This is a genomic window from Rhodococcus sp. KBW08 (assembly GCF_003852455.1).
Taxonomy (GTDB): Bacteria; Actinomycetota; Actinomycetes; order Mycobacteriales; family Mycobacteriaceae; genus Rhodococcus_F; species Rhodococcus_F baikonurensis.
This window is the reverse complement of the sequence record NZ_QAJJ01000028.1, coordinates 67,542-80,157: the sequence shown is the minus strand read 5'-3', so window position 1 is coordinate 80,157 and position 12,616 is coordinate 67,542. Positions and strand designations below refer to the sequence as shown.

The window sequence follows — 12,616 nt, the reverse complement described above, 5'->3', positions numbered from 1 at the left end:
AGTTTCGTTCTGCAAGTAGTTTTCCGTTTTCAAGTCACGGCTCGTTCGGGCCACTCGAATTCAGGGGTAGGCAATGTCGGTACAGCCGGAGACGGCCCAGGCGCTCGTCGACACGATCTTCATGTTCGGCAGATCGCTGCGAGCCGCGGTCACCACCGGCGCAGACAGCCTGCTGCCGCCTGCACTGGTCAGCGTGTTGTTCATGCTGGCAGCGCGGGGGGAGTGCCGACAGAACGAATTGGCTGTCGATCTGTGTGTCAGTCAGTCGTCGCTCAGCCGACAAATGTCGGATCTGGTCGACGCGGGGTATGTCGAGAGAAATCCCGATCCGGCTGACAAACGGGCGTTCCGCATCCGAGTATCGGAAGAGGGACACGACGTTTTAAGGAAAACCACGCAGCGGCGTGCGGCGCGTTTGCGCAACATGCTCGAAGACTGGAGCCAGGAAGAGGCCATGGCCGCAGTGACATCGCTGCAACGTCTCAACGAGACGTTCGGCGCATCGAACCGGCAGGCCTCACCGGCAGTTCCGCACACGGGCGTAGAAAGTATTGGGAGATAAGGCACATGGCAGCAACAGTTGGAGAAACCCGGGCAAGTACCGGAGGTGACGGATCGCCCCGCGAAGCGGCCGCGATGACTCACCGCGAAATCCTCGAGGCACTCACCGGCCTCATCGCAGCGCTGTTCACCGCGCTGCTCAGCAGTACCATCGTTTCGACCGCGCTTCCCACGATCATCGGCGAATTGCACGGAACGCAGACTCAGTACGCCTGGATCATCACCACGGCACTGCTCGCCACCGCGGCATCGACGCCGATCTGGGGCAAGCTGGCCGACCTGTACAACAAGAAGGTCCTGGTCCAGACCGCGATCGTCATCTTCGTGATCGGTTCGGTCATCGCCGGCGCGGCACACAACGTTCCGTTGCTGCTCGGTGCACGTGTCATCCAGGGCATCGGTATGGGTGGCCTGACCGCACTCGTCGTCGCCATCATCGGCACGATCATCCCGCCGCGAGATCGCGGTCGCTATTCCGGATACATGGGTGCGGCCATGGCCGTCTCGATGTCCGGCGGACCGATCCTCGGCGGCGTACTCGTGGACACTGCCGGCTGGCGCTGGTGCTTCTACGTGTGTGTCCCGTTGGCAGTCATCGCACTGTTCCTGCTTCAGCGCACACTGCACGTCGAGACAGTGAAGAAGGACAACGTCTCCATCGACTGGATGGGCGCCACCCTGCTCACCGCCGGTGTCAGCGTCCTGCTGATCTGGGTGTCGTTTGCCGGCCAGGACGACTACTACGCCTGGTTCTCGAAGGAATCTGCCTTCTTCGTCATCGGTGGTCTGGCCCTGCTCGGCCTGACGATGTTCGTCGAATCCAAGGTCAAGGATCCGATCCTGCCGATCAAGATCATCACCGAGCGCACCACGGCTCTCGCCATCATCGCCTCGATCGCCGTCGGTGTCGGCCTCTTCGGCGCGACGACCTTCCTGACGCAGTACTTCCAGACCGCACGCGGATTCGATCCCACCGAAGCCGGATTGCTCACCATCCCGATGGTCGCCGGTATGCTCGTCGCTTCCGTCGGCTCGGGACAGTTGATCACCAAGTTCGGCCAGTGGAAGCCCTTCATCGTCGCCGGCGCAGTCCTGCTGCTTGTCGGTTTCGGACTGCTGTCGACGATCGACCACGCCACCAGCCTCTGGACCATCGGAATCTTCATCGCCATCGTCGGTCTTGGTACCGGCATGTTGATGCAGAACATCGTGCTCGCGGTGCAGAACACGGTCAGCGTCGAGAACATCGGTGCGGCCAGCAGTATCGTGGCGTTCTTCCGCACCTTCGGCGGCGCGATCGGTGTTTCGGTGCTCGGGTCCATCCTTGCGACCCGCGTCAAGACACTGACAGTCGATTCGGTGTCCACCTTGCCGCCCGAGCAGCAGGCGGTAGCCGGAAAGAGCCTGCAGGACGGCCTGGATCTGAGCAACATGCCTGACTTCGTCTCGCAGATCGTCCGGTTCGCTTACGGCGACGCAACAGGACGGATCTTCCTGGTCGCAGCCGTCGTCGCGGTGGTCACGCTCGTGTCGGTCATCTTCATTCCGAACCGTCCGCTGCGCACCACGATCGACCTGGCAACCCCCGACGCAGAGCAGAAGTTCGAGGAAGAGCGCGAAGAGAAGAACCTCACTCGCTGATCCGCATGCCCGGCTGGTCTACTGCCGGCCGCGTCTTCTGAATTACTTCTGTCACGCCATAGCCCATCGAACGCGGACCGAGATCGATTCTTCGATCTCGCCGCGTTCGACGGCTATCGGGGCGGAATCCGCTTTCATCGCCGCGACACGCCCGCGCATCGGCGCGATCTGGTCGAAGTCCTCGCGCACCTCGAGGACTTCGACCAGATCTTTGTCCGCGAGGTCTGCGAACTGCCTGGCCTTCGATTCGGCTGCCGTCCACGCCAACTCGCGTGCTCTTGTCGCCAGATCGCTGCGATCGTCGAGATCGAACTCCAGTCCGTCCAGCCGGATCGCATCGCCGCCCACCGATACACATGCTGCGATGACGGCTGCAGGTGAGTTCGCCGCTGCCGGCTCCAGTTCTCGCAGGACGACTCGAAAAGTTGTCGAGGCCGTGAATCCCGTTGTCTCCTGGCGGCCTCCGTCACTCCAATGAGTTTGCGGATGGACGCTGAGTCCGGCGGTGGTGAGGTCCGCTCCGCGTACGCCGCGCGAGTGCAGGGTCTCGGTCAGAGCGCTGGACAGCCGCGCGACGGCGTCGAATGCGTCGGAGACGGCTGTCTGTGTCACCGATACTCCGATCGTCAGCCGCACGATGTCGGGAACAGCTGTAGCAGTGGCGGTTCCGGTGACCGTGACAGTGGACGGCTCCGAGGTGAGGGCGGTGGTCGGCATGTGTACTTCCTATCCGATTCGTCCGGCGGATATGACACTCCGCAACATCAGGTCCAGTTGCTCGTAGGCTCCTGCCGCAAGTCGTTCGAGCAGTGCAAGTTTCAACTCGGGTGCCTGCGCGGTCAGTTCTGCGTATCGCTCCGGTGTCAGGACGGCCACGGTGACCGTGGAATCGGCGCGAATGTCGTTGAGGAAGGGGGTGTCGAGGAACATCGTCATCTCGCCGAACGTCATTCCGGCGGAGAGCGTCGTGATCCGGTGCTCGACCCCGTGTGCGTCCGTGAACATGGTGCTGACCTGGCCACTGAGAATCAGGTAGAACCCCGAGGCCGATTCACCTCGGCGGGCGATCTTCTCACCGCGGGCATAGGTTCGCGTCTCCAATTCGGCCGAGAATCCCTCGATCTGTGCCGCGGACAGAGCATCGAGAACAGGGTGGTCCTCGATCGAGATCGTCGACGCCTGACGATCGGCTTCACAATGCACCGCAAGCAACGTGTCTTCGCACCACTGCATGGCGGAATCGAGGTCCGCAAAAACCCGACCACTTCTTCTGGCGGGGTCGATGCTCGAACTCCGTTGTCCCAGTAGTCCTTGCGGATCGACGACCGCCACTGCGCAGGCTTGTTCGGCCAGCTGAACCTGCAGCGCAGTGATCATCCGCACCGCGACGTCGCTCGCGTCGTCGACGCGGCGGACGTCGATGACGACAACTTCGAGACCTTCGTCCACCGAGCCGATTTCGCGGACCGCCGATTCGGCACCGGTGAAGAGGAGGTCGCCGTGCAGTTCGTAGACTCGGCTGCGCTTGCCGACGTCGTCGAGCACAGCCTGTTCGGTCGGGGTGCGTCGTACTCGCGACGGCGCTTCGATGACGCTGTATCTGGCTCGGATCGAGGAGCGTGACGCCCGCGTCACGTGGAGGAAGTGCAGTTCGAGTTCCTTCGACAGTGCCCGGGCGGAAGCAACTCCGCGAACGCTGTTTCCGTGAACGTCGAGCCGGGGGGAGTACACCGCGATGCCGATCTGGCCCGGCAGAACGGCCAGGACTCCGCCGCCGACGCCGCTCTTGGCCGGTAATCCGACCTCTACCAGCCACTTTCCGGCGCCGTCGTACATTCCGCACGTTGCCATGACACTGAGGACCTGCTCGACGCCCGCGGGAGCCAGCGCACGCTCGTGGGTGAGCGGATTGACACCGTTGTTCGCCATCGTCGCAGCCATCAGACTCAGATCGCGGCAGGTCACGTCGATCGAACACTGACGGAAGTACAGGTCGACGGCCTCGTCTGGATTGCCGGTGATGACGTCGAAGGATCGCAGCATGTGGCCGATCGCGCGGTTGCGGTGACCGGTCCGCGCCTCGGAGGTGTAGACCGACTCGTTGAAGGTCAGCTCGCGGCCTGCGTACCTCGAGTACGCAGAGCGGATGCGCTCGAAGCGGGCCTCGGGATTCGGGCCGGCAACCAGTGATGCAGCGGTGATCGCCCCCGCATTGATCATGGGGTTTCGTGGCCGTTCGGTGAGCGGGTCGAGGCTGATTTCGTTGAACGGCTCGCCGGATGGCTCGACGTCGATTTTCGCGGCAACCGCCTCGCTTCCCCGATCGGCGAGAGCCAAGGCGTAGGTGAAGGGTTTCGAGATCGACTGAATGGTGAACGGGATTCGCGAGTCACCGATCTCGTAGACGTAACCGTCGACGGTGGCGATGCAGATTCCGAACGAATCGGGGGCGACCGCCGCGAGTTCGGGGATGTAGTCGGCCAACTCGCCCTCGTCGAGTGATCGGACTTCGTCGAACACTCGCGTTATCAGGTCGTCGACCACAGTTCCCATACGTCGACCTTAAGCTGACATGGCGGTCGTTTTGTGGAACAAGAGTTGTCGAGTCGATTGCGACGGATCCCATTTGTCTGTGATTGCGATCACGAGCGATCTCTGAGATTTCGCTGTTACGCGAAGTCACACCGGAATCGGGCCGAGTCCGCGTGTCGGTTCGCCGGAACGCTCCGTAGACTGGCAGCACTGTCGCGAAGACAGCCGCGGCGCGCACCGGTGCAGCTGTGAAGCACGGAGGGAGCGATCTCGTTGGGTGTTCTTGCCCGCATTCAGGGTCCTGACGATCTACGTCAGTTGAGCCACGCCGAGATGACGGAGTTGGCCGACGAGATTCGTGAGTTCCTCGTGCTGAAGGTCGCTGCGACCGGTGGTCATCTCGGGCCCAACTTGGGCGTCGTGGAGTTGACCCTCGCACTGCACCGAATTTTCGACTCGCCGCAGGACGCGATCATCTTCGACACGGGCCATCAGGCCTATGTGCACAAGATCCTCACCGGCCGTCAGGATCAGTTCGACACCTTGCGTAAGCAGGGCGGACTGTCCGGATATCCGTGCCGCGCCGAGAGCGAACACGACTGGGTCGAGTCCTCTCACGCTTCCGCCGCTCTGTCCTATGCCGACGGACTCGCCAAGGCCTTCGCGTTGACGGGTCAGAATCGCCACGTTGTCGCCGTCGTCGGTGACGGCGCGCTGACCGGCGGAATGTGTTGGGAAGCCCTCAACAACATTGCGGCGGGCAAGGACCGTTCGGTGGTGATCGTCGTCAACGACAACGGTCGCTCGTACGCGCCGACCATCGGCGGGCTCGCCGACCATCTCTCGGCACTGCGGACCGCACCGAGTTACGAGCGCGCGCTCGACAGCGGCCGACGCCTGGTCAAGAGACTGCCCTGGGTCGGGCGCACCGCGTACTCCGTCCTGCACGGAATGAAGGCCGGTCTCAAGGACGCGGTCAGCCCTCAGGTCATGTTCACCGATCTGGGTATCAAGTACCTCGGACCGGTGGACGGACACGACGAAGCCGCCATGGAATCGGCGTTGCGCCGGGCGAAGGCTTACGGCGGGCCGGTCATCGTTCACGCCGTCACGCGCAAGGGCAACGGTTATGCACACGCCGAGAACGACGTGGCCGATCAGATGCATGCCACCGGCGTCATCGATCCCGTCACCGGTCGCGGCACCAAGTCGTCGGCGCCGGACTGGACGTCGGTCTTCTCGGCCGCATTGATCGAGCAGGCTTCGCGTCGTGAGGACATCGTCGCCATCACCGCGGCCATGGCCGGGCCCACCGGACTCGCGGCCTTCGGTGAGAAGTTCCCCGATCGGATGTTCGACGTCGGGATCGCCGAGCAGCATGCGATGACCTCGGCCGCCGGCCTGGCGTTGGGCGGACTTCACCCCGTCGTCGCTATCTACTCGACGTTCCTCAATCGAGCTTTCGATCAGTTGTTGATGGACGTCGCTCTGCTCAAACAACCGGTGACGGTCGTGCTCGACCGCGCCGGGGTCACCGGAGTCGACGGCGCCAGCCACAACGGCGTCTGGGATCTTTCGCTCCTCGGAATCATTCCCGGGATCCGCGTCGCGGCACCGCGTGACGCAGACACGCTGCGCGAAGAACTGGACGAGGCGCTTCTCGTCGACGACGGCCCGACGGTCGTACGGTTCCCGAAGGGTGCTGTATCCGAAGCTATTCCGGCAGTGAAGCGACTCGACGGAATGGTCGACGTTCTCAAGGCCAGCGAGGGTGAGCGCGGCGACGTGCTCCTCGTCGCGGTGGGCCCGTTTGCATCCTTGGCGCTCGAGATTGCCGAGCGCCTCGACAAGCAGGGCATCTCGGTTGCCGTCGTCGATCCGCGGTGGGTTCTGCCGGTCGCGGATTCGCTGGTGAAGATGGCGGACAAGTACGCGCTCGTGGTCACCATCGAAGACGGCGGTCTGCACGGCGGCATCGGTTCGACGGTCTCGGCTGCGATGCGTGCCGCCGGCGTGCACACGTCCTGCCGTGACATGGGCGTTCCCCAGCAATTCCTCGATCACGCCAGCCGCGAAGCCATCCACAAGGAACTCGGACTCACGGCTCAGGATCTCTCGCGCAAGATCACCGGCTGGGTGGCGGGGATGGGCAGCGTCGGCGTCCACGTCCAGGAAGACGCGTCCTCGGCGTCGGCTCAGGGTGAAGTCGCGCAAGGCTGACAGCTCGTCTCGCAATAATCTCGAAAAGCGGTGGCCCTCGGATCAATCCGAGGGCCACCGCTTTTCGGTGTGAAACCGTGAGATCTCGCTACTGGACGGATTCGAGCGTGCTGCCTCGCGTTTCCTTCACGAACCTCAGGACGACGAACAGCGACAGTAGCGCCATGACGGCGTATCCGGCGTAGGTGTAGGACAGATTCCAATCGGCCAGGGCCGGGAATGTCCAGGACACCAGGAAGTTCGCGACCCAGTTGGTGGCGGTCGCAATTCCCACCGCTGCAGCACGCACGCGGTTGGGGAACATTTCGGAGATCAACACCCAGACCACCGGGCCCCAGGACAGAGCGAAGAAGAAGACGAATGCGTTGGCTCCGATGAGTGCGATCGTGGCGTTGGCCCCGGTCAGCGTGGCCACGGATTCGCCGATCTCGTTCTTCGTCACTGTTGCCGAATGGAAACAGAAGGCTGCGGTACCCAGTGAGATGGCCATGCCGGCAGAACCGACCAGCAACAGCGGCTTTCGCCCGACCCTGTCGATGACGGCGATGGCCACGAACGTGCCGACGATGTTGACCAGAGCGCTCACGACACTGATGAGCAGCGAGCGATCGGCCCCGAATCCGACTGCCTGCCAGAGCGTGCTCGAGTAGTAGAAGATCACGTTGATGCCGACCAACTGCTGCAGTGCAGCCAACGCGATGCCGACCCACACCAGATGCGAGACGCCGAGCCGCTTCGAGAAGAGTTGGCGGACCGTGGTCTTGGCCTGCTTCTCCGTCAGTGATTCACGAATCTCGTTCATCCGTTCGGTGACTGCGTCGTGATCTCCGCCTTCGAGGTCGGAGATGATCTTGCGAGCTCGATCGTCCTTGCCCTGCGCCACGAGGAATCGCGGAGACTCCGGAATCGTGGTCGTCATGATCAGGTACAGGACTGCGGGAACAGCCTCGAGCATCAGCATCCACTGCCAGGCTTCGAGGCCCGCGATCTGATTGCGATCACCGCCGGCCGCAGCTTGGAGGGCATAGTTGACCAACTGCGACACGGCGATTCCGAGGACGATCGCCAACTGGTACATCGAGCCGAGGCGTCCGCGAATCGCGGCGGGGGAGATCTCCGCGATGTATGCCGGGGCGATAACTGATGCGAAACCTACGGCCAGGCCGCCGACCACGCGCCAGAACGTGAGGTCGTAGACGCTGAACGGAATTGCGGAACCGACGGCGCCGATGATGAACAGCACCGCGGCTATCTGCATGACGCGGATGCGGCCGAGTCGGTCTGCGAGTGTGCCTGCGATCCAGGCGCCGAGTGCTGCGCCGAGCAGAGTCAGTGAAACCGTGAGCCCGGTGCCCGAGGCGCCGATGTCGTACTTGTCTCGGATCGCACCGACTGCCCCGTTGATGACGGCGGTGTCGTATCCGAACAGAAAACCGCCGAGCGCGGCGGCGCCGGCGAAGAGCACTGCGTGTCCGACGTCGGCGCGAGTAGCGCCGGATCCACCGCCGGAGGCGGTTCCGCTGAATGCCATTCCTGCCCCCTCAAAGGCCCTACGGTCGACACCCCGATGCGCCGATCCATCCGCGAGCACTCTGCACGCTACGCCCACCGGAGGAGATTTGGCGGGGACTCACGCGCCGTTATCCAGCTGAGTCCATTCTCGCGTCGAATCAGGCCGACTCAGAGATGAGGTATTGATTGCAGTGACTATGCAGACAATCAGGCAGGCGCAGGTGAGATGGGTTTATTCGCCCGCGAGACGCTCGGCTCTGGCCGCGATGTCCTCGAGATCCTTTGCCATGAATTTCCGGGTCACCCGCGCGCCCAATCGGCCGAATACTGCTGTGAAGATCTTCGAGATACGTGACGTGGATTCGGATTCACCGGAGAAGTGCATCTCGAGGATCGTGCCTGCGGCGTCAGGCTTCAGAGTGAACCCACTCGTGTAGTTCATGCCGTGGGAGTTGGCTTTGACGACGGTGCGGGTAGGAGCGTCGACTTCGGTCACCCACATGTCCTCGGTTGCTTCCTTGCCCATCATCTTCCGAGTCTCACGCCACTTGGTACCGACGGCGTAGCCCTCTCCGGCGAGCCGTTCGATACGGATCACGCCGGAGAGGGTCTCGGCAGCATTGTCGAGGTCCGTGAGGACCTGCCACACGGTCTCTGCCGGTGCTTTGACGTGCCTGGTTACGGAGATCGAAAGTTCAGCCATGCGGGTGAGCATAAAGACCGTGACCGACACTGCATCTTTTCTAGGTGGTTGCGCGCTTCGCGGCTTCGCTCAAGGTCGGTGTGATCTGGCCGAGGACCCACGGCGTGCTCAGGACGTTGACGTTGCTCAATCCGCCGATGACGCGGGTGTCGCTGAGGAATGCGGTGGATCCGCGCTTGACCGCGTCGAGTCCACCGACTGCGGGTATGCCGGACGGATCACCGGAACCGTCGGTGAAGCCGACGATCACATCGGCGTCGATGTCGGCGATGTTCTCGTAGGAGATCGTCTTGAAGAACGATCCGCCTGCGTTGTCCGCGGCGAGCTTCTCGACGCCTGGTGCGTTGACGAACCCGAGTTCGGTCAGCACCTGGACGCGCGGATCGGTGGGCAGGTAGACGTTGATGTTGCTCGAGTCGGTGTCGAAGTTGACCACTGCCAACGTCTTCCCCGCGAACTCCGGGTGGGCTGCGGCGGTATCGGCGAGAGTAGCGTCGAGGCCGTCGACGAGCTTGTCGGCCTCTTCGCTCTTGCCGACTGCCTCGCCGACGATGCGGGTCTGGTCCTGCCAGGATGTCTGCCAGGCAGCGCCGGGGTAGGCGGCCGTCGGTGCGATCTTGCTCAGTTGGTTGTAGACGGATTCCTCGAAGCCCTCGTACGGCGCGAGGATGACGTCGGGTGTCAACGACGCGATGGACTCGATCGGCGGTTCTCCGCTGGCCGGCATGTCGAAGAGCGTGGTCTTGTCCGCGTCGAAGTAGTCCTGCGCCCAGGGCATCACGCCGTTGTCGTCCGCACCGTAGGTGTACTTGGGCTGTCCGACCGGAGTCAGATCGAGTGCGTACAGGATGTCTTGCGCGTTCCATCCGAGAGTGACGAGGCGCTCGGGCTTCGATTCGATAGTCGTGGTGCCGAAGGTGTTCTCGATACTGACGGGGAATCCGTCCGTACCTTGTGCGGTCGTCGAGGTGTCCGTATCCGAGGAGCACGAGACAAGGGCGGTGACTGCAATTGCAGCGGCACCGAGGGCGGCAAAGCCTCGAACAGAAGTTTTCATGAAGGGCAGCCTAACCTACTGATTTTCGGCAGCCAAACGAAACCGAGTGCGCCGTTTATGCAGGTGGGGGTGAGATGTGGGCCGGGTTTCGCGGGCCCCCGTTTCGGTGGGCGATACTGTCCCGGTGCGATCACAGCAAAAGATTCTCTCCGCCGCTCTCGGACTGATCGAAGGCGGCGGATTCGAGGCTGTGAACATTGCCGCGGTTGCCACTGTGGCCGGTGTCTCGCGTCAGACGGTGTACTCGATTTTCGGAACGCGAGAAGAGGTCGTCTCCCAGGCGATGGGCGGTCTTGCCATCGAGGTGCTCGGGGAGATCACGGCACAGGTGGAGTCGGTCGACACGGCGTGTGACTATGTCGTCGAATTCATCGTTGCCGCGCGAACTGCCGTGCGTGCTCACCCGGTTCTGGCGACACTGCTTCTCGCAGAACGGGGAAACCCCGTCTTCGACGTCGAAATGATGAGTCGAGCAATACCTTTCGCTACTCAGATGCTCACTCCGATGGTCGAACGTGGTCTCGCCACGGACGTGGAACTCGACGAGATAGTGGAAATTGCCGTGCGTCTCGGACTTTCGGTTGTCGCCTTCGACAGTGAGCTCGTCCATTCCGACGACTCCCTGCGCGCCTTTCTCTCGCGGTGGCTCGGGCCCGCAATTCGGTCGACCTCGTAGTTCCTCGCCTACTTCGTCAAAACCTTGACACTAGATCGTCAGAGTGTCTAGTTTTGGCGTGCCCGGAATTCTCTGGCGACATTCTTCGAGGGAGCACCAGTCATGTCCGGAGTGAAACGTAGGTCATTTTTGGCCGGTACGGCTGCCGTGGGAGTCGCGATGACGGCGCCACGCACTGCCAAGGCTGCAACAGGGATTCCGCTGACCCGTGAGGAACACCGTGTCGTCGTCGTGGGATCGGGATTCGGCGGCGGGGTCACGGCTCTTCGCTTGGCCGAGGCAGGGGTTCCGGTCACCCTGCTGGAGAGAGGGATTCGGTGGCAGACCGGACCGAATGCCGAAACTTTTCCGCATCCCGCCAGCCCGGACAAGCGCATCCTCTGGCATCAGTCCAACCCGACTCTGTTCGGTAGGCCGGCGATCTTCGAGCCCTATGCAGGCTTGCTGGAGACGGTGACGGGCGAGAACATGACAGCGATCTGCGCAGCCGGTGTGGGCGGCGGATCGCTTGTGTACCAAGGGATGACGCTGCAACCGGAAGAAACGGTCTTCAACGCACACTTTCCGGAGGAACTCGACTACGCACGAATGGACCGCGTCCAATACCCGCGGGTGGCGCGGATGCTGCGGGTGGAAACTGCACCCGACGAACTGATTTCCAGCCCCAACTACGAGGCGGCACGCGTATTCGCGCGTAACGCAACGCGTTCCGGTCTACCCGTGTCGAAGATTCCGATGCCCATCGACTGGAACTACGCGCTGGCCGAACTGCGGGGTGAGATGAAGCCGTCGTACACCAACGGTGACGGCGCACTCGGGGTCAACAACGGCGGCAAGCATTCGGTGGACGTCACCTACATTGCGGCTGCGGAAGCGACCGGATTGGTCGAAGTGGAGACTCTGCACCAGGTCACCGACGTCGAGCGGGCAACCGACGGGCGGTGGCGTGTATATGTGGACCGGACCGATATTTCGGGCAAAGTTCTCGAGAACAAGATTTTGACGACGGATGCGCTCGTCATGGCTGCGGGCAGCATGAACACCACCAAACTCCTGGTCCGCGCAGCGAAAACGGGGCGGATCACGGATCTGCCCGAGGAACTCGGCGCAGGATGGGGGACCAATGCCGATCGGATCTACATCTGGTCGGATCTCGCCGAGAATTTCGGTGCGACCCAGGGCGGACCGGTCGTCTACGGCAGTCGGAATTGGGAGGACCCGCACAACGCGTTCACCGTCATTCAGGCGTCGTTCCCGCCGGTGGCGTTCGACGCTCACAGCACGGTTATGGTCGGATTCGGTGTCAGTACCGACCGAGGTCGGTTCGTGTACGACTCGGTGCGGGGTGAGGCGGTGCTCCATTGGCCGAAGGACGGGGATTCGGCGATCCAGCAACGCCACATCGGGCCGGCGGCCCATCGGATCGCGGCCGGAGGTCTCCTGACCGACACGAACGCGATACTGCCGTCCACCTGGCATCCTCTCGGCGGCGCCTGCATGAACTCGGTGTGCGACCTCGATGGCAGGGTTCTCGGTCAGCGTGGGTTGTACGTGCTCGACGGTGCTCTGCTGCCGGGTAACTCCGCCGCGTGCAATCCGTCGATGACCATTGCCGCCGTCGCGGAGCGTGCACTCGAGAACATCGTGAAAGACGATGTGGGAATCCTCTTCTGAGTCTGCACAAACGCCACGGACGGCGTACCCGAAGGCACGC

10 protein-coding genes are annotated in these 12,616 nt (G+C 62.7%); 5 read left to right on the top strand and 5 right to left on the bottom strand.

Annotated features, from left to right (window positions below; translation table 11 throughout):
- The first annotated feature begins 73 nt into the window (after positions 1–73).
- A complete protein-coding gene (locus DBV08_RS29315; RefSeq protein WP_095970526.1) occupies positions 74–562 on the top strand; it encodes a MarR family winged helix-turn-helix transcriptional regulator in 489 nt (162 codons plus the stop codon).
- A 5-nt stretch (positions 563–567) separates the two neighbouring features.
- Positions 568–2,202, top strand: a complete 1,635-nt coding sequence (locus DBV08_RS29310; RefSeq protein WP_185564972.1) for an MDR family MFS transporter — start codon at positions 568–570, stop codon at positions 2,200–2,202.
- A 51-nt stretch (positions 2,203–2,253) separates the two neighbouring features.
- On the opposite strand, the gene DBV08_RS29305 is transcribed toward DBV08_RS29310, so the two are convergent.
- Together DBV08_RS29305 and glsA are read right to left on the bottom strand one after the other, a co-directional pair.
- Positions 2,254–2,919 carry an SIMPL domain-containing protein gene (locus tag DBV08_RS29305; protein WP_124569727.1) on the bottom strand — a complete coding sequence of 222 codons (666 nt, stop codon included), beginning with the start codon at positions 2,917–2,919 and terminating at the stop codon, positions 2,254–2,256.
- A gap of 9 nt (positions 2,920–2,928) precedes the next feature.
- The gene (gene glsA / locus DBV08_RS29300; RefSeq protein WP_124569726.1) at positions 2,929–4,755 is read right to left on the bottom strand and encodes a glutaminase A; all 1,827 of its coding nucleotides are present in this window, start codon (positions 4,753–4,755) and stop codon (positions 2,929–2,931) included.
- Positions 4,756–5,007: 252 nt separating this feature from the next.
- Here glsA and dxs point away from each other — a divergent pair, with 252 nt between their 5' ends.
- Positions 5,008–6,954: a 1-deoxy-D-xylulose-5-phosphate synthase gene (gene dxs / locus DBV08_RS29295; protein ID WP_124569725.1), complete on the top strand. Its 1,947-nt coding sequence runs from the start codon at positions 5,008–5,010 to the stop codon at positions 6,952–6,954.
- Positions 6,955–7,042: 88 nt separating this feature from the next.
- Here the strand turns inward: dxs and DBV08_RS29290 are convergent, their stop codons facing one another.
- The 3 genes from DBV08_RS29290 to DBV08_RS29280 form a co-directional block, all read right to left on the bottom strand.
- Positions 7,043–8,485, bottom strand: coding sequence for a sugar porter family MFS transporter (locus tag DBV08_RS29290; RefSeq protein ID WP_124569724.1), 1,443 nt, complete (start codon positions 8,483–8,485; stop codon positions 7,043–7,045).
- Positions 8,486–8,698: 213 nt separating this feature from the next.
- On the bottom strand, positions 8,699–9,169 hold the full coding sequence (locus tag DBV08_RS29285) for an SRPBCC family protein (protein ID WP_166809536.1): 471 nt from the start codon (positions 9,167–9,169) through the stop codon (positions 8,699–8,701).
- Positions 9,170–9,209: 40 nt separating this feature from the next.
- Positions 9,210–10,226, bottom strand: a complete 1,017-nt coding sequence (locus DBV08_RS29280; RefSeq protein WP_124569723.1) for an iron-siderophore ABC transporter substrate-binding protein — start codon at positions 10,224–10,226, stop codon at positions 9,210–9,212.
- Positions 10,227–10,350: 124 nt separating this feature from the next.
- On the opposite strand from DBV08_RS29280, the gene DBV08_RS29275 reads away from it, so the two are divergent.
- A complete protein-coding gene (locus tag DBV08_RS29275; protein WP_124569722.1) occupies positions 10,351–10,902 on the top strand; it encodes a TetR/AcrR family transcriptional regulator in 552 nt (183 codons plus the stop codon).
- Positions 10,903–11,004: 102 nt separating this feature from the next.
- The gene (locus tag DBV08_RS29270; protein WP_124569721.1) at positions 11,005–12,576 is read left to right on the top strand and encodes a GMC oxidoreductase; all 1,572 of its coding nucleotides are present in this window, start codon (positions 11,005–11,007) and stop codon (positions 12,574–12,576) included.
- Positions 12,577–12,616: the final 40 nt, after the last annotated feature.

Coding starts and splice junctions, on each gene's coding strand:
- DBV08_RS29315 (WP_095970526.1), top strand. CDS start 74: ATGTCGGTACAGCCGGAGACGGCCCAGGCGCTCGTCGACACGATCTTC.
- DBV08_RS29310 (WP_185564972.1), top strand. CDS start 568: ATGGCAGCAACAGTTGGAGAAACCCGGGCAAGTACCGGAGGTGACGGA.
- DBV08_RS29305 (WP_124569727.1), bottom strand. CDS start 2,919: ATGCCGACCACCGCCCTCACCTCGGAGCCGTCCACTGTCACGGTCACC.
- glsA (WP_124569726.1), bottom strand. CDS start 4,755: ATGGGAACTGTGGTCGACGACCTGATAACGCGAGTGTTCGACGAAGTC.
- DBV08_RS29290 (WP_124569724.1), bottom strand. CDS start 8,485: ATGGCATTCAGCGGAACCGCCTCCGGCGGTGGATCCGGCGCTACTCGC.
- DBV08_RS29285 (WP_166809536.1), bottom strand. CDS start 9,169: ATGGCTGAACTTTCGATCTCCGTAACCAGGCACGTCAAAGCACCGGCA.
- DBV08_RS29280 (WP_124569723.1), bottom strand. CDS start 10,226: ATGAAAACTTCTGTTCGAGGCTTTGCCGCCCTCGGTGCCGCTGCAATT.
- DBV08_RS29270 (WP_124569721.1), top strand. CDS start 11,005: ATGTCCGGAGTGAAACGTAGGTCATTTTTGGCCGGTACGGCTGCCGTG.